We start from the raw sequence: 17610 nt of genomic DNA, 5'->3' as shown, positions 1-17610 counted from the left end.
CTCGTGGGCCGCGTTGCCGCAGAGCCGACGGTCGGGTTGCTGGTCCGGGAACAGTTGCGCTCACGTCTCGCCCCGGCGCGTGGGTGGCGCGCGAATCGGTGCGGAGCGCGCAAGGATATCGATGACGATCATCGGCGCGCCGCAGTGCCGGCAGATGAAGGCCGTCCGGGTTTCGACGGGGGATTCTTCGGGTGATGCGTTGACCTCCGCCGCGACGTGCAGCAGTGCACGCACCTTCGCGAGGCTGGCGCGGCGCACCGGGTTCGCAAGCAGTCCGTAGTGACGGATGCGATGGAAACCGCCGGGCAGCACATGCAGCAGGAAACGACGCATGAACTCGCCGGTTTCCAGGGTCATGGTCTTGTAGCGGGCACGCCCCTTCTCGCGGTAGTCCTTCCAACGGAACGTCACGCCGCGTTCATCGAACGCGAGCAGGCGCTGGCTGGAGATGGCCACACGGTGTGTATAGCGGGAGAGATACGGGAGTACCGCTTCGGGTCCCGCAAAGGGACGCTTGGCATACACGACCCATTCGCAGGCACGCAGCGGCGCAGGCCACCGGGCAAAGACAGCCGGGCCGGCGAGTCCGGCATACTCACCGAAGAACTGCAGCCGGACACACCGGTGCGCCTGCGCAAGCAGCTTCGAGGAAGCAACGGCGGAACAGGCGTGAGAGCACCCGCACCGGCAGGAAGAAGCCAGGCCGGCAGGCAATCCACCGCTCACCATCCGGCGACAGACCGCCACCGGGAACGATGCCGTGCACGTGTGGATGATGCGTGAGCGCCGAGCCCCAGGTGTGCAGCACGAGCGTGGCGCCAATCTGCGCACCGAGGTGCCGGGGATCCGCGGCGATGGTCTGCAGTGTACTGGCGGCGATGTCGAACAGCAGCCCGTAGATGACCTGCTTGTTGTACCAGGCGATTGCGCCGATCGGCGCGGGCAGCGTGAAGACGACGTGGCAATACTCGACCGGTAGCAGGTCGGCCTGGCGTGCCTCGAGCCAGCGGCGTGCGGCACTGCCCTGGCACTTCATGCAGTGCCGGTTGCGGCAGGAGTTGTACGCGACCTCGAGGTGGTCGCAGCCGGAACAGCGCAGCACATGCCCGCCCAGCGCCGCGGCGCGGCACTGTTCGATGGCCGACATGACCTTCAGCTGCCCCAGGCTCAGCGACACCGTACGTCGCCATGCCGGGCCCTGGGCGCGGAAGATGTCCGCGACCTCCAGCATGGGGTACTGCGCCGCGTTACTCGGAGGGCAGACGCTCCAGTGGACTGATGACCTCGCGCAGGAGATCGGTGGCGACCTGCACGTAAAGTGCAGTGGTCTCGAACTGCTTGTGACCCAGCAGCACCTGGATGACGCGGATGTCCACCTTCTGCTCGAGCAGGTGTGTCACGAAACTGTGACGCAGGTGTGCGGGGAGACGCGCTTGTCGATCTGCGCAACCTCGGCGGCAGCGTGAACGGCGCGGTTCAGCTGCCGCGTGCTGAGTGGGTCGACGGGATCCATTCCGGGAAACAGCCACCCGCGATCAAGCATGGTGCCCTGGGCACGGGCGACCCGCCACCACAGCCGCAGGCGTTCGAGCAGGACCGGCGAGAGCATCGCGTAGCGGTCCTTGCGGCCCTTGCCCTGCTCGACGCGCAGCGTCATGCGCTGGCTGTCAATGTCGCTTACCTTCGGCGCGACCACCTCGCTCGCGCGTAAGCCGGCGCCATAGGCGACCGACAGCGCGGTCTGGTGCTTCAGGTTGCCGGCGGCTGCGATCAGCCGCCGCACTTCATCGGGACTGAGTACGACGGGTAGTGTGCGGGGCACACGAACCGGATGCATCCGGGCCATCAGTTCAGGCTGGCCGAGCGTCACGTCGAAGAAGAACTTCAGCGCGCTGATTGCGGCGTTGAGCGAGACCGGCGAGGTACCGTGATCGACCAGATATAGCTGGTAATTCCGGAGGTCCTCGACAGTCGCAGTATCGGGTGAACGCTAAAGAAACCTGGCGAACTGGCGTACGGCACGCAGATATCCGGACTGGGTCTTGGGCGCGAACTTGCGCATGCGCATGTCATCAACCATGCGCTGGCGCAGTGGACTGGCGCTTGCCTGTGGAGAGGTCATGATTGGGCTCCTGCTGGAGAGCGAGGCGGATTGCCTCAGTCACCAACATAAGCACTGGCGCCACAGACCTCTCATTCGCCGCCAGAGGCGCAAACGGAGCCCCATACCGCGCGAGCGGTTTAGTGTACGCCCGTGATGGCGTGCTATCTGCGGGGTGTAAGTCCCCGCCGGAGTTGGCCACAGCTCCGTAGCTGAAGGTAACTGCGTCGTCGTGAGACGGGGTGGGGAGTAACCGGAAGCGAACTGTCGGTCCGTAGGTTAACGAACCTGTTTCGGCGGGGTATGGCGGCGAGCCTGCACTAAAGTGGCGAAGCCTGGAAGTAACACAGCACGCTGTCGTGGCAGATAAAGCGGTGCGGTGGCGTACCACGTGGTTGAGGACGGAACGATGGGACGGTGGCACGAAGCAAGCGGGGAGACCTGTCGGCGAGGTGAACGCTGGCAGGAGTCAGAGTCCCGATAGTACTGCACACGGCAGCGTTAAGTCGTGGAGACCTGCGTCAGAGCAAAAGGCGCACTAGGGAAGCGGGGCAGGAAAGTTGATAGCAAAAGACCGGAAGGAAGCAGAGATGAAGATCGAAGCATCGCCAGTGTCGGAAACGACTAAACAAGATGCAGACGCGCTGGGAAGCTGCGTGCAGCGGAAATTCGCGTCGGCTTCAATCTGGACGGACGCTATGTTGGCTGCTCTCCAAAACGGAGTTAAAGGAGGCAAATGGCATAGTCTGATCGACAAGGTGTTTCGCCTGGAGACGCTCGCGCTGGGATGGGCTCAGGTCGAGAAGAACGCCGGGGCGGCGGGAGTGGACCGCATGAGCGTGAAGCGATTCGCGCAAGCACGGGACCGATACCTCGCTGAACTGGCGCATGCATTGCAGGATGGTAGCTATCGCCCGCAGCCGGTGCGGCGCGTCTACATACCGAAAGGCAAAGGACGTCGCCCGCTCGGTATACCCGCTGTGAAGGACCGCGTTGTTCAAGCGGCCCTGAAGCTGGTGATCGAGCCGATCTTTGAGCATGAGTTCGAGCCAAGAAGCTACGGCTTCCGTCCGGGCTTGGGCTGCAAGGATGCGCTGCGCGAAGTGGACCGGCATGTGAAAGCGGGCTACTGCTGGGTGGTCGATGCCGACCTGCAAAGCTATTTCGACTCGATTCCGCACCTACCTCTTCTCGCGAGAGTGGCCGGGCGAATCGCGGACGGCCGGGTACTGGAACTGATCCAGTCCTTTCTCAAGCAAGACATCATGGAAGACATGACGCGGTGGACGCCGACTTCCGGCAGTCCTCAAGGGGCGGTTGTCAGCCCCCTGTTGGCAAACCTCTACCTGCACGACCTTGACGTGGAAATGCGTCAGGCGGGGCTGGTCATGGTGCGCTACGCGGATGACGCCGTGGTGTTATGCCGCACACGTGAGGAAGCGGAAGCTGCGCTCACTCGCATGCGGGCCTGGGTGGATGCGAACGGCTTGACACTGCATCCCGACAAAACCCACGTAGGGGATTGCCGGTTGGAGGGTCATGGGTTCGAATTTCTGGGCTACCGGTTCGAGGCGGGCCAACGTTGGGTGCGCAAGAAGAGCCTCATGGGGCTGCGGGACAAGATCCGCGCCCTGACCAGGCGTAACAGGGGCGATTCGATCGAGGGCATCATTGCGTCGATCAACCCGATCCTACGCGGCTGGTTCGGCTATTTCCAGAATGCCCACCGATACACCTTCTCGTCGGTTGACGGCTTCGTCCGCCGCCGTCTGCGAGCGATCCTGCGCCGACAGTTACACCGTCCGGGTCAGGGTAAATGCTTGCGCGATCACACCCGATGGCCTAATGCCTTCTTCGCTAATCTTGGGCTGTTCACGATGTCCGAGGCTCATCGATTGGCGCGCCAATCCCGATGTGGAAACAACTGACTGGAGAGCCCGTCGCGGGAAAACTGCACACCGGGTTCGGAGGGAGGGGACGGCGAGCGCCGTTTCCTACCCCTATCCGATCGACCTTAGCCGACGCTGGCTGGTCAGGCGCCGTGCGGCTGCTACATACCACTCTGCAGTCGTTGGCAATGCGTTGCAGATGAATGCCGGGTTCCGGGAACGGCAACGGGTTTCTCAGCGACCCGATAGAGTCATTTGCGCCTTTTCGCTGAACGTCGGTTTTCAGGCAAATAGTCGGACGGATACCGCTCCAAGCGATGTGCCAGCGCAGGACGTCGGAACGTGTGGTGCGCGTCGGCTCTGGAAGAAAGTTGCGGTACTGCTCCTCATGTAGCCGAACTATTACCGGTTTGCACTACACCGCGACAATTTCGGTAACACTTGCGGGCTTGTATCTGCCGGTCCGGTGTGAGCGCGGCTTCTGCTTCCCTCCCTGGGCTGGCCGGTGTACGCTGAAGTTACCTTGCACCCTCCACGCGCTGACGCCGCCCGATTCTTCCTCATTTCCTGGTCTTTTCTCCAATGCCTACTACCCCGTCCTCGGAGTCTGCCCCGGACCAATCCGGCGCCGCGCCTACACCGTCCGCTTCGCCGGTTTTCCCCGTGGTAGGCATCGGCGCGTCGGCGGGCGGTATTCAGGCACTTCTCCGGCTCTTCGAGCAGATGCCCGCAGACAGCGGTATGGCATTCGTGATCGTATTGCATCTTTCCCCGAAATACGAAAGCCGCGCTGACCAGGTACTACAGCGGGTAACCTCGATGCCTGTCATGCAGGTTCGCGAGCCCACGCACATCGAGAAGAACAGCGTCTATCTGATCTCGCCATCCAATGACCTGTCCATGTTTGACGGCTACCTTCGCGTGACGCCAGCGGAGCGCTCTTCAGGCAGGCCGGTGGCCATCGACCGGTTTTTCCGGAGTCTTGCAGACGCCCATGGCAGCCGGGCCGTCAGCGTAATCCTCTCCGGCACAGGGAGTGACGGTACGGCCGGAATCGGCCGGATCAAGGAATGTGGCGGCGTCACCCTCGCTCAAAATCCGGACGATGCCGAGTACGGCGAGATGCCGCAAAACGCGATCGCGACGGGGCTCATCGATCTGTCGCTGCCAGTCGTGGATCTTCCGCAAAAACTGATTGAACTGTGGAGCAATGCACGGGTGATCCGACTGCCGGCGGTCGAGGGAGAGCCTCCGATAGCAGCAGTGCCTACAAGCGAAAACGCTGCAGCAACGGTCGACAGCGCGTTGCAGGATATCCTGAAGGGACTGCGGATCCACACCGGCCACGACTTCCGGCACTACAAGCGCGCAACGGTATTGCGACGCATCGAACGACGCCTGCAGGTCAACACGCTTCCCGATCTGCCGTCGTACCTCCTGTTTCTGGAACGACATCCTGATGAAAACCAGGCGTTGCTTCGAGACCTGTTGATCGGGGTAACGAATTTCTTTCGCGATCGGGAAGCATTCGAAGCATTGGAACGGGAAGTGATACCCGGCGTGTTTGAGGGCAAAGATGATGGAGACCAGGTTCGCGCCTGGGTCGCCGGTTGCTCGACCGGTGAAGAGGCGTATTCGCTTGCCATGCTGTTATGCGAACGGTTGGGCGAAGAGCATACCCAGCCGGGCATTCAGGTATTCGCCACGGATATCGATGAACGTGCCATCGAGTCGGCGCGATCCGGCCGATACCTTGAGTCTATCGTGACCGATGTGCCGCCCTCCCGGCTTCGGCAGTTTTTCGCCCACACCCGCGGCTTTTACCGTGTCAGCAAGGCGCTCAGGGAGAAGGTCCTCTTTGCGGCGCACAACATCCTGCGCGACCCGCCCTTTTCGCAACTTGATCTCATAATGTGCCGCAACCTGCTCATCTATCTTGACCGCGATGTTCAGCGACAGGTGCTGCAGACTTTCCATTTCGCCTTGCGGACCGGTGGATACCTTTTTCTTGGCAGTTCCGAGTCCGCTGAGATTGCGGGAGACCTGTTTGCACCGGTCGACAAGAAAAATCGCATTTACCGCGCCAAAGCCGCCCCGCACCGGGTTTCAGTCGCGCCCCCGTTGGCAACTGCCGGCAAAATCCTTCACGCCTCGCCGGTCGAGGCTGCACACCCTTTGCCCAGGCCTGCGAGTTTTTCGTTTGCACCGTTGCATCAGCGCGTGATCCAGCACTACTCGCCACCGAGCATCCTGGTCGACCGCGACGCTGAAATCCTGCACATGTCCGAAAATGTCGGGCGCTTTTTGCGGTATGTCGGCGGCGAGCCATCGCATAATCTGCTCACCGTCGTGAATCCTGATCTGCGGCTCGAGCTTCGAACCGCGCTCTATCAGGCGCTACAGCATGGCAAAAGCATTGAAGTCAAACGGGTGCGGTTCTCACGGGGCGGGGCCTATTCCCATGTCAATCTTTCTGTCCATCCATTCCACGACGACATGGCAGGCGGCGACATTCTCGCCGTCTTCTTCAGCGAATCTGACGACACGGATGCGGAGAACAGGGCGAACGACGCTCACCACCCCGGACAGGACCGGGTTGTATCACAGCTCGAAACGGAACTGATTCGCACGAAAGAACTCCTGCAGTCCAGCATCGAACAATCCAATCTGTCGACCCAGGAACTGAAGGCCTCGAACGAGGAATTGCAGGCCATCAACGAGGAGATGCGCTCGGCCACTGAAGAACTCGAAACCGGCAAGGAAGAGCTTCAATCGGTCAATGAAGAACTGGTCACAGTGAATGCCGAGCTTCAGATGAAGGTCGAAGACGAAGCCAGGGCACACGACGATCTTCAGAACCTGATTGCGTCGAGCGGCATTGCAACGGTCTTTGTCGACCGCGCCATGCGCATCAAGCGCTTTACCGCGCCCGCAGTCAGTATTTTCAATCTGATCGAGACCGATATCGGCCGGCCGTTGCTGGACCTCCGGCATCGCCTGAATTATCCGCAACTTGCCGAAGATGCGGCCGCTGCATTCGATACGCTCAAGCTGACAGAGCGGGAAATCAGCACGAACGATGGACAGTGGTTTTTTGTGCGACTGCTGCCGTACCGGACACTTGACGATCGCATTGAGGGTGCGGTGCTGACCCTGATCGATATCACGGCGCGGCGACGCGCGGAAGAGGTGGCGCGAACCAGCGAAGAGCGATTGAAGTTTGCCGCACTCACCACCAACGACTACGCGATCATCGTTCAGGACCTGCACGGCGTGATCGTCAGCTGGAACAGGGGCGCGCAGAACGTGTTCGGTTATGACGAGGCAGAAGCTATCGGAAAGCCGATTGATCTGATCTTCTCGCCGGAAGATCGGGAACAGGGCGTGCCACTGGCCGAGAGGGAGAAGGCCAGAAGTGCAGGTCGCGCCGACGATGAAAGGTGGCATGTACGCAAGGACGGCAGGCGGATCTATTGCAGCGGCGTCGTGACCGCAATCGATACGGAAGCCTTCAGGGGTTACGCCAAAATCGCGCGAGATCTTACGGACCGGAAAAGTGCTGAAAGCCGCCAGACTAATCAGCTTGAGCTCGAACGGCGGGTCCGGACCCGCGCGGTTTCGGCGAACCGGCAAAAGGATGAATTCTTTGCGGTGCTATCGCATGAACTGAAGAACCCTCTGAACCTGATACACGTACAGGCGGAAATGCTGATGCGCGCGCCGCAACTGCGTGAAAGTCCACTCGTTCAGGAAGCAACCGATGTGATTCTCCGCTCGGTAGTTGGGCAGGCAAAGATCATTGACGATCTGCTTGACCTGTCGCGGGCGCGAACCGGGAAACTTGCGCTGCATCTGGCGCCCGTTGACATTTCGGCGATCCTGCGTACGGTGATCGACGCCAGTGCAGCCGACGCGGCCGCTGGTGGCATTGCTTTATCCGTGTCGGGCGCTGACGGCCCGGTTCGGATACAGGCCGACCCGGTCCGTCTGGAGCAGATTTTCTGGAACATCATCCGTAACGCTCTGAAGTTCTCCCCGGCGGGCGCTCGAGTCGACGTAACCCTCTTTTCCGACAATGGATTTGTGTGTGTGCAAGTCGAAGATACCGGCCAGGGGATCGCCCCTGATTTCCTTCCCCGTGTCTTCGACATGTTTAGCCAGGCCAAAACCGGAGCCACCCGCGAGCACGGAGGCCTGGGCATCGGGCTTTCGCTGGTAAAGCAACTCGTAGAAATGCATGGCGGAAAAATCGAGGCGAGATCCGATGGCCTCGGGAAGGGTGCAACATTCTCCGTAAGACTGCCAGAAGTTGCGACTCCGCTGTCGTCGGAGGGTCGCCGTGTGAACGTGGATGGAAGCATCCTGAAGGGTTTGCGCGTGTTGCTGGTTGACGATTCGGCCGAGACGCTAGACGCTTTCCGTGCACTGCTTGAAATGGAGGGCGCGAAAGTGCGTTCCGAACTCAGCGGGAAGGCGGCACTCGCGGCAGCAGCTGAGGCTCCATTCGATCTCATTCTCTCGGATGTCGGAATGCCAGAAATGAGTGGCTATGAACTGATTGCGGAACTTCGAAGGTTACCCCCGACAGCGACCACTCCGGCGATCGCATTGACTGGATTTGGCCGCACACAAGACGTGACTGAAGCACTGGAGGCGGGCTTCGATGCACATGTCGGCAAGCCGGTATCGCTGGCTGCCCTGCTTGCCGCGATTGACCAGGCCCGTTCGGCTCGCGACCACGGGTAGGACCGCTCGGGCCGGCTACAACAGCAGCAATACGACCACATCGGGCGGCAAACTTTTGCCGAACCGGGTGACCGGGTTGGGCCAGAGTGCCGTTGAACGGATAGTCGACTTGATGGGATCACAGAGACCTTGAAGCGCCATTCGCAGTGTGCACGTGCGCGCCGAAGGCTGGTTTCATCACAGGAGCCACCTTTCGTCGGAACCGGGCGACCGTCCCCTTGTGGCCGACGAACGAAACCGCTCGCGCGGTAGGGGGCTCCGGCTAGCGCGTGCGGTTAATGAGCGGCCCGCCGCGCGGCTCCGTATGTTGGCGAATGAGGCAACCCGCCTCGTTCTCCAGCAGGAGCCCAATCATGACCTCTCCACAGGCAAGCGCCAGTCCACTGCGCCAGCGCATGGTTGATGACATGCGCATGCGCAAGTTCGCGCCCAAGACCCAGTCCGGATATCTGCGTGCCGTACGCCAGTTCGCCAGGTTTCTTTAGCGTTCACCCGATACTGCGACTGTCGAGGACCTCCGGAATTACCAGCTATATCTGGTCGATCACGGTACCTCGCCGGTCTCGCTCAACGCCGCAATCAGCGCGCTGAAGTTCTTCTTCGACGTGACGCTCGGCCAGCCTGAACTGATGGCCCGGATGCATCCGGTTCGTGTGCCCCGCACACTGCCCGTCGTACTCAGTCCCGATGAAGTGCGGCGGCTGATCGCAGCCGCCGGCAACCTGAAGCACCAGACCGCGCTGTCGGTCGCCTATGGCGCCGGCTTACGCGCGAGCGAGGTAGTCGCGCCGAAGGTAAGCGACATTGACAGCCAGCGCATGACGCTGCGCGTCGAGCAGGGCAAGGGCCGCAAGGACCGCTACGCGATGCTCTCGCCGGTCCTGCTCGAACGCCTGCGGCTGTGGTGGCGGGTCGCCCGTGCCCAGGGCACCATGCTTGATCGCGGGTGGCTGTTTCCCGGAATGGATCCCGTCGACCCACTCAGCACGCGGCAGCTGAACCGCGCCGTTCACGCTGCCGCCGAAGCCGCGCAGATTGACAAGCGCGTTACCCCGCACACCCTGCGCCACAGTTTCGCGACGCATCTGCTCGAACAGAAGGTCGACATCCGCGTGATCCAGGTACTGCTGGGTCACAAGCAGCTGGAGACGACAATATTCTTTTTGGAGAGCAGGTGCCGTCACGGGCAGCGTCCGAAGTATACGCGGCGATACTCCGGGCGCAGACGGCGGAGCCGGTGGATGAGGGGGCGTACGCTTGAGGAATTGGTGCGTGAGTTTGGGCCCACTGCTCATGCACATAAAAAGGATCGCGCAAACCGACAGTGGCGCTGCTCAGGACGGATTTTCACGGCTGAGGGAGGGAATGGGCGTATGCGCACTTGCACGGATCCGCGGTGAATGAAGAGAAACTCGGATCACCGTTGCTCGTCCACGATGGCTGCGATCTTACCCGAGCGGGCGAGGTAATTTTGCGGGGGTCGTGAATTTATGTACGCGACGGGTTTTCCGGAGAATGGACTTTTCTCTGAACTGACTGTTAATCGTGCAATGCCGTCAATAGCGCAATCGCAGTTATAGGTCGAGGACCAGTTCGCCAGTCGTGTCAGCGTTGTCGCCCTCCGGCGCGGCGATGCAGATCAGGGCACACCCACGTTCAATATGCGCGACAGGCTCCACGGAGTAAGCGACGCGTCCGGCAAGAATGCGCGACTCGCACGTCCCGCAGGTTCCTGAGCGACACGACGAACGTGCCGCGACGCCGTGCGTTTCCGCAAACTCGAGTAGCGATGCCAAGCGTGCGGTGAGTACGTTTTCCGGAGCTCGAACTTTCGTGTACTCGAAAACGTACTCATTCGACCTTGGCTTCTAGTGGAACGTATATATCTTGCAGGCGCTTTCAAAAACAAAAAGCCCGCAAAACGGGCTTTTTCACAAACGTCATCAACTAATTAATCTGGATCTATTTTTATGGTACCCAGGAGAGGACTCGGATTACTGTCTTTCGTCATTGAATTACTGAGGTTTTTCTGTTCATTATCTCTGTCAATGTACTCACAGATGTACTTATCTGCGGTTGCCTTGGAATAGATTGCCGCTTGTCGTGCAAACGCAACGCTGCGTGACGGCGGCGCCCGGCGCCGTGACATGGCGCCGGATCAAGAGCGCATTTGGGGGAGATCGTGAGCGGGGCTCTGACGGATACACAATGGAGCGTGCCGAGCGTTGTCCGTTCGACAGCGGCAGTACATACCAAAGCCGAATGGCAAGCAACGCCCTCGGACGGCCGCGGGACGAAGATCGTCCCGCGCGCGGTGGTGGGGCGGGGGCTGAATGTGATCTGCCGAGGAGGAGTTTCTCGAGTTCGGTCGCTTTCCGGCCGAAGGGTCGTTCGCCACCGCCCTAGTTCGGACATCCGGACGTCAATTCATCACCGCAAGCGGCCGCGTGGCTTCCTTTGACGGTCTTGGTCAACATTTTTGTCAGGCGGCCGTCTGTAACGGTTGGACCTCGACGGTGACATGAGACAAACCCATGAAGCGCCCAAGCACCGCATGATAGAAGCGAGAGTCTCGCTGGGTTTCATCTGTTGCCACTGACACCACCGCGCTCATGTGACCGGGGCCCACCCGCCATACATGCAGGTCAACCACCTTGTCGCCGAGGTCCTCGATCGCGTGACGAACATTCTCTGCCATCCGCCGGTCGCAGTTCATGTCGAGCAGGATTGCACCGGTGTCCCGCATCAAGCCGTACGACCAGTTTGCAATCACCAGCGCGCCGATGATGCCGGCGAGCGCGTCCATCCAGAGCCAGCCAAATGCGCGTGCTAATACAAGGCCGATGATGGCCAGCACGGAGACCGCCGCATCCGCCATCACATGGATGTAGGCGGCCCCGATGTTATGGTCGCGAGTCGCTGCTTCATCCGCGTCGTCGTGGTGTTCATGTTCTTCGAATTCGACTCCGAACTCGCCGTCCGGCATCCGAACGATGGCTTTGAAGGCGTGTGGCTGCGGAATGTCTTCCTTCGATTCCAGATAGCCTCCACGGTCCGCCAGCGCGAAAATCTTCTGGACTTCCTCCTCATGAGCGTGGTCATCATGACCATGATCGTGATCGCCGCCGTTCAATAGCCACACGCTCGCCAGGTTGACAAACAGGCCGACCGCCGCGATGGGAATTGCCTCACCAAAATGGATGGGTACCGGCGACAGGAAACGCGATGCCGCTTCGTAGCCAATCAGAAGCGCAATCATCGCGAGCACGATGGCACTCGTAAAGCCCGCAAGATCGCCGAGCTTACCTGTACCGAACACGAAGCGGGAGTCGGTGGCGTGTTTGCGCGCATAGCTGTACGCAAGGGCTGCAATGAGCATTGCGCCGGCATGCGTCGACATGTGCAGACCGTCGGCGACAAGCGCCAGCGAACCGAACATACTGCCGCCGACGATCTCAACAAGCATCATAGCGCTGCACAATGCGATCACGGCCCACGTCTTGCGCTCGTTCTTTTCGTGACCAACACCCAGAAAGATGTGGTCATGTCCTGCGCCGAATGCGGCGTCTTTGAAATCAACCATTTCTGACTATTTGAAATAGCTGTGAACAACTTCGATGAGTTGTTCCGTCGCGCTGGCACCATCCTCCTCGCCGTTTTCCGCGTCGATGAGGTGGTTCCTGATGTGGTCTTCCAGCACAACCGCGAGAAGACCGTTCATAGCCCCGCGACAACTCGTGATCCGTTGCAGCACGTCCGCGCAGCCGTGCTCTTCCTCGAGCGCCCGCTCGACGGCTTCGACCTGTCCCTTGATACGGCGGACCCTATTAAGCAGTTTCTGTTTTTCCTGAACCGTGTGACTCATAGTGTTCTCCATATACCCCTTGGGGTATACAATTTCGGGAAGTCTATCATAGGGGGTAGGGGTATCGATCACTATCGCAGATTTTAGTGCCAGCGGAGTTGCCAGCTATTTATCGAGCTGGGTTAGCGATCATCGCCGTCGATGCGCAGACGAACGGCTGGTCAAATGCTCATTTCAGTCGTTCGTCGTGACCCGACAATTGACCGGTGATGGCCGGCTCGGGTCTGCCGGGGATCGGCCACGCGCCGGTCGTCTGCGCTTCCTGGATGGTTCACTGGGCAGTTGACATGCCAGATGTGTTCTACGGCGGATGACCATTGGATTGCTCGCGTATGGCATGAGCACTACAGGACAAACATGAAAATCCGACGGCTGATGAAGATCTTCAACGATGTGGAAGTCCGTCTTGGCCGACCGCTCGTGACAGATTCCCGCGCGATGACACGACCCACAGTCAGATGGCATACGCAGCGAGATCACACGGCGCGAACGTAAGGTCGTCCTGTTACGGCTTACCGGGTACGATGCGAATACGACGGGTATCGTGGCACGGCGGCCGGGTGGCCACTCAATCGGATCCATCACCGGATCAGGACAGCGGGAACCAATGCATGCGCTCCAATGACCGTTTTGACCGTCGGCGATTACTCCAGCTTGGCTTTCTCCTTCTTTCCATCGTTGCGTTCTTCATCTTCCCGGCGAACGCTCAGGCTGCAGCCCCCGATTGCAGCGCTGGAACCGCCGTTACTGTCGTCGCACACCTCGACGACGACCTGCTCTTTGTCGAACCAGCAATCAGTGAGCGGTTGCACGCGGGATGGTGCGTTACGGTCGTTCATCTGATCGGTGGGGCGAACGGCGCAAGCTTTGACTACGTGCAGAAACGCGAGGAGGGAACGCGGCTTGCCTATGCCCGTTTGGCGGGCGTCGTCAACGACTGGGACGAGTCGACCATCCGGATTGCCGGCGAGCCGGTATTCGAGCTCCGGCTGAAACAGCAGCCGCGCGTGCGGCTGCTTGAACTACGCCTGCCAGGCGGTGCTGTCCGGGGCGGCCGCGTCCCGCTCGGGCTGCTGTGGGACCAGGGCGCAACGCTTACCACCTATCCGATGGGACACGGCGAGATTGCGCCTGGTCGCTACACGCGCGACTCGCTTTCCGCGACGCTCAGATCGATCCTCGAAGGTGCCACGCGCATCTACACGCTTAATCCTGATACGGTCCCCTTCATCGAACACCCGGATCACATATACGCCGCGCGCATTACCCGGCACGTCGCCCAATCCCTTGCTCACGCCGTCCCTATCTCGTATTTCGTCACCTATCCGACGGGAAACTGGCCGGTCAACCTGTCGGGAGAAGACGCGCAACGCAAACGTGATGTGGCCGCGACCTATTTCTCCGTCGACGGTGGGGATGTGGCGCAGGTGTTCGGCGAATACGAGTGGAATGGCGATTGGGTGCAGCGCCAGTACGCGCACGACGACTCGACGGCGCATGTCAGGCCGGATTTCGTCGGCACGCCGTCAGTACTCTTCAACGCCGCATCGAGCCGGTGTCTGGCCTCAGCAGGCAACGGGCGCGAGCCGGTTCTCGCACCATGTAATGGTTCGATGCAGCAGCAATGGACATGGGAACCCAGAACGACCTATCCGGGCAACGAGCACGACGCCGCCCTTGTTTCGGCGGCGACAGGACAATGTGTTGCCGAGCACGACGGCACGCTCGCCGAAGCGAGGTGCGAGCAATGGGAACCGTCACAACGGTGGACGCCATGGGACTTCGGTCTGATCTTCACGCCTTCGCGGCGCTGCCTCGGAGAAGAAGACGGGCGGCTGAACCTTCGTGGCTGCGCATCGCTGACGACGCGATACCGGTGGTCGGCGTTGCGACCAGCGTGGCCCACTGATCTGCGACTCACCGGCGCAATGTATGAGGACGTGACCGGGCAGGGCGCACCCTCCGCCGTGTATGTACAGCGGCGAGCCGACGGCCCGGGCTTCGACGTCTACGTGCAGAAATTGCAGGCCGGAGAGCGGCCTGCACGCTGGTATGCCAATGCTGTCCCGTTCGACAGCCGGGCGATCACTGCAACCTGTGGCGAAGACACCCTGTGCTTCGATAGCGCCCGGTTCGTGCTCGGAGATTTCGACGGCGACGGCCGCGCGGACCTGATGGTTATCACGCCGCGCCTGGGCGGCACTGCGTTCTGGTTGCTGCGAAGCACGGGCCGCGATTTCGAAGCGCCGGCACTGTGGTTTCAGAGTGACCAGCGGATACCCACTGGACGCACGCAGCAGTACATCGCGTTCTCGAACAATGCGCAAATGCGGCGGAGGATACTGCTCGCGATGCAAAAGTCCGACAAAGGCGCCGAATTGTGGGCGGTAGGCGACGACGGGACCGGCCACATTCAACAGGCAAGGGTGCTGGAAGATGATCGGTTCCGGTTCGATCTGCGTCTGCTCGCGGTGCGCGCCCAAGGGACGGATTCGGCATCCTTTCTCGCCGTCCAGCCCGCCAGCGAGGGGGCGCGCATCGCCGTCATCCCGTTCGGCTTTTCCAATGGACACTGGCATGCTGGCAACACGTCGCTTTTGCCGCCGGTATTCCAGCCTGCCACAACGAAGTTCTCTACTGACCACCATCCGGGGGACGCGAACAACGCAATTGTCATGACGGTGCCCCGCTTTTCTGAACCGGGCGGTGTCGACGTATGGGAATCGTCCGACATCGAAGCAGCGCCAGTTCTGCTTGTTTCCCTGCCCGACGAGCCGTGGCAGGACTCGAGTCCCGCCCTGCTTCACAGCGGCAGTCATACGACGCTGGCCTTCTACCGGCGCACAGACGCGATACTCGACAATACGCATTTTTCCGGTGGCCAGGCGACGCTTTTGCAATACGACATCGATCGACGTGAGGGCAATGACCGTCCGGAAGCACAGTTGCAGCTACCCGCCATCTACTCGGAAACGCTGTGGCTCGAGCGGCTCAGTCAATGACGCGTCACAGACAACCCTCGTGCGCGCCATCGATACAGACATGTTGTCAATTGGCACCGCGTGTTCATTCGCGGTTCTGGCGAGGCGATAATGCGGCTGCTCCCGTGCACCGCTTCGCTCCGGGTGGCATCGGCACACGAAAGGCTCTTCAAAGTCTGCAACGCTCCCTGGCGCGACACATGACCCGACCCTTACGATTTCCTGTATCGACGATCAGGCACTGGCTGGCGATGCTTGCCATTCTGAGCGCATCGGCTGCCGTGGCGCACCCCCACGTCTGGATCATGTACAACGCAAAGATCCGCATGCGGGGCGTGACGATTACCGCGATAACGGAGACCTGGCGTTTTACCGAGGGCTTTCCGGTCATGCTGGTCGGGATCGATCATCTGCCGTCAAGCGGCCCGCTGGGGCCGGCGCAAACGGCGATTTTCAAAAAGCAGGCGTTCTCGTCCCTGGGACCAGCCGACTACTTCAGCCATCTGCTCGTTGACGGCGAACCGCAGCATTTCGCGGAGCCTTCGGATTTCAGGGTATCGGTGGAAAACGGACGGATCGAATACACCTTTACACTGCCACTTGTGAAGCCGGTTACGGTCGCAGGAAAGCGGGTGCAATTCGGAGTCTGGGACGAATCGTTTTACGTCGACTACGACCCGGGGTCGGATCCTGCCGTTTCGCTCGACAGCGGCGCTGCCTTGACGTGCAGGACCCGGAACTTCGCCGACCAGCATCACCCTGTCTTTTATGGAACTGTCGTTCCCCAGGCCACGGCACTCACATGTTGAAGGCTATCTGTCGGATTTATACGGCCAGTTGCGCCGCGCTGCTAATCCGAGGCGCAATTGCCTCCATGATTTTTCTCTGCGTCGCTGTGCCGGTTGCGTCCCTGGCCCAAGGCATCGATGTCTTCGGCCAGCCGATTGCAGCGTCAACGGCCGCTGCTGCGTCACCCGTATCACCACAGGGATCCGTAGCGCAAGACACCGATGTCAACCCGGAACGGGACTGGATTCCGGGTCCTGTGCGGCATGCAGTCCTCGCCGCCGTGCGTCTTCAGGGACGCTGGAACGCCCGTATCCAGGATATGACGGTGCGCCTCGGCACAGAGCGTGATCCGGCTTTGTGGATGGTACTGCTCGGACTGTCTTTCGCGTACGGCGTGCTACATGCAGTCGGGCCAGGTCATGGCAAGCTTGTGGTCGGCACCTTCCTGGGATCGCGCGGCGCACATCTTCGCGAGGCAATACTCCTGAGCGGCTGGACCGCCGCTGTGCAGGCTGCCAGCGCGATCGCCGTGGTCATGGGAAGCATTCTGGTAACGCGGGAAGGCGCTCAGGGCATACTCGCGCGCGCTGTTTCGCTTGAACTGGTCAGTTACGTGATGCTTTGCGTCGCCGGAAGCTGGACCATCTGGTCGATCGCCACCCGGCGCGACTGCTGCTCCGGCGGCCGCAAGGTCGTGCTGGTTCCGCGACGCTCAAGCACCATGGATGACCAGGGCGATCACGACCGCGGTTATCTCGGCCACCGGCTGCCGGTGCACTTGCGCCCCGCACTTCGTCTGCCCGTGCAGGCGAAGGCAACTCGCATCCCGAAGACGAACGGGATGCTATCGCAGATCTGCCTGACCGGGCTGGGCGCGGGCATGCGGCCGTGTGCGGGAGCGATCTTTGTGCTGGTCGTCTCGGTGGGCGCGCACGTGCCGGAGGCAGGCATCTCAGCCACAATGGCCATGGCGCTGGGCGTCACGGTGACCGTCACGCTTGTCGGTCTTGGCGCATCCGGGCTGAACCGCGGCGTTGGGCGCCTAGCACTACGTTATGGTCCGCGCGTCGCGGACATGCAGCGAAGGGCGGCTCTGCTCGGCAGCATCGCTATCGTCGCGTTTGCCGCACTTCAGATCGCTTTGCAGATCGGCGGTGTACTGACGCCGTCCCTGTCGTAGGAGCGGCGGCATCACCAAACATCGCTGGTCACAAGTGCGTATTCATTCCTGCCGCCTTC

9 protein-coding genes and 3 pseudogenes are annotated in these 17610 nt (G+C 60.9%); 6 read left to right on the top strand and 6 right to left on the bottom strand.

The window, feature by feature from the left end; all coding sequences use genetic code 11:
- Window positions 1–60: 60 nt before the first annotated feature.
- The 3 genes and pseudogenes from B0G81_RS16910 to B0G81_RS44675 all read right to left on the bottom strand — a co-directional run bounded on the left by B0G81_RS16910 (window position 61) and on the right by B0G81_RS44675 (window position 2122).
- Window positions 61–1231 (bottom strand): annotated as a pseudogene (locus tag B0G81_RS16910) (IS91 family transposase).
- A 16-nt stretch (window positions 1232–1247) separates the two neighbouring features.
- A pseudogene (locus B0G81_RS16905) lies at window positions 1248–1837 on the bottom strand (tyrosine-type recombinase/integrase).
- A gap of 153 nt (window positions 1838–1990) precedes the next feature.
- On the bottom strand, window positions 1991–2122 hold the full coding sequence (locus B0G81_RS44675) for a phage integrase N-terminal SAM-like domain-containing protein (RefSeq protein WP_243856510.1): 132 nt from the start codon (window positions 2120–2122) through the stop codon (window positions 1991–1993).
- Between the two features lie 569 nt (window positions 2123–2691).
- Between B0G81_RS44675 and ltrA the strand changes: the two genes are divergently transcribed.
- From ltrA to B0G81_RS16890, 3 genes and pseudogenes are all read left to right on the top strand, one after another.
- Entirely contained in the window at window positions 2692–4029 is a 1338-nt protein-coding gene (gene ltrA / locus B0G81_RS16900; RefSeq protein WP_134137737.1) for a group II intron reverse transcriptase/maturase, read from the top strand.
- Between the two features lie 624 nt (window positions 4030–4653).
- Window positions 4654–8736, top strand: a complete 4083-nt coding sequence (locus B0G81_RS16895; protein ID WP_243856508.1) for a CheR family methyltransferase — start codon at window positions 4654–4656, stop codon at window positions 8734–8736.
- Window positions 8737–9089: 353 nt separating this feature from the next.
- Window positions 9090–9890: pseudogene (locus tag B0G81_RS16890) on the top strand (site-specific integrase); the annotation flags it as partial.
- 420 nt (window positions 9891–10310) lie between these two features.
- Here the strand turns inward: B0G81_RS16890 and B0G81_RS16885 are convergent.
- The 3 genes from B0G81_RS16885 to B0G81_RS16875 form a co-directional block, all read right to left on the bottom strand.
- Complete coding sequence (locus B0G81_RS16885; protein WP_134137733.1) at window positions 10311–10532, bottom strand: 2Fe-2S iron-sulfur cluster-binding protein; 222 nt, start codon at window positions 10530–10532, stop codon at window positions 10311–10313.
- A gap of 686 nt (window positions 10533–11218) precedes the next feature.
- A complete protein-coding gene (gene dmeF, locus B0G81_RS16880; protein WP_134137731.1) occupies window positions 11219–12319 on the bottom strand; it encodes a CDF family Co(II)/Ni(II) efflux transporter DmeF in 1101 nt (366 codons plus the stop codon).
- A 6-nt stretch (window positions 12320–12325) separates the two neighbouring features.
- Window positions 12326–12601: a metal/formaldehyde-sensitive transcriptional repressor gene (locus B0G81_RS16875; RefSeq protein WP_106314954.1), complete on the bottom strand. Its 276-nt coding sequence runs from the start codon at window positions 12599–12601 to the stop codon at window positions 12326–12328.
- Window positions 12602–13212: 611 nt separating this feature from the next.
- Between B0G81_RS16875 and B0G81_RS16870 the strand changes: the two genes are divergently transcribed.
- The 3 genes from B0G81_RS16870 (at window position 13213) to B0G81_RS16860 (ending at window position 17551) form a co-directional block, all read left to right on the top strand.
- A complete protein-coding gene (locus B0G81_RS16870; RefSeq protein WP_134137729.1) occupies window positions 13213–15603 on the top strand; it encodes a PIG-L family deacetylase in 2391 nt (796 codons plus the stop codon).
- Window positions 15604–15833: 230 nt separating this feature from the next.
- Complete coding sequence (locus tag B0G81_RS16865; protein WP_106314951.1) at window positions 15834–16391, top strand: DUF1007 family protein; 558 nt, start codon at window positions 15834–15836, stop codon at window positions 16389–16391.
- Between the two features lie 65 nt (window positions 16392–16456).
- Window positions 16457–17551: a high frequency lysogenization protein HflD gene (locus B0G81_RS16860; RefSeq protein ID WP_166679011.1), complete on the top strand. Its 1095-nt coding sequence runs from the start codon at window positions 16457–16459 to the stop codon at window positions 17549–17551.
- Window positions 17552–17610: the final 59 nt, after the last annotated feature.

Origin of the sequence: Paraburkholderia sp. BL6665CI2N2, assembly GCF_004366535.1 — a bacterium.
GTDB lineage: Bacteria > Pseudomonadota > Gammaproteobacteria > Burkholderiales > Burkholderiaceae > Paraburkholderia.
Note: the sequence above shows the minus strand (reverse complement) of the source record. Positions and strands in the feature narration are given on the sequence as shown.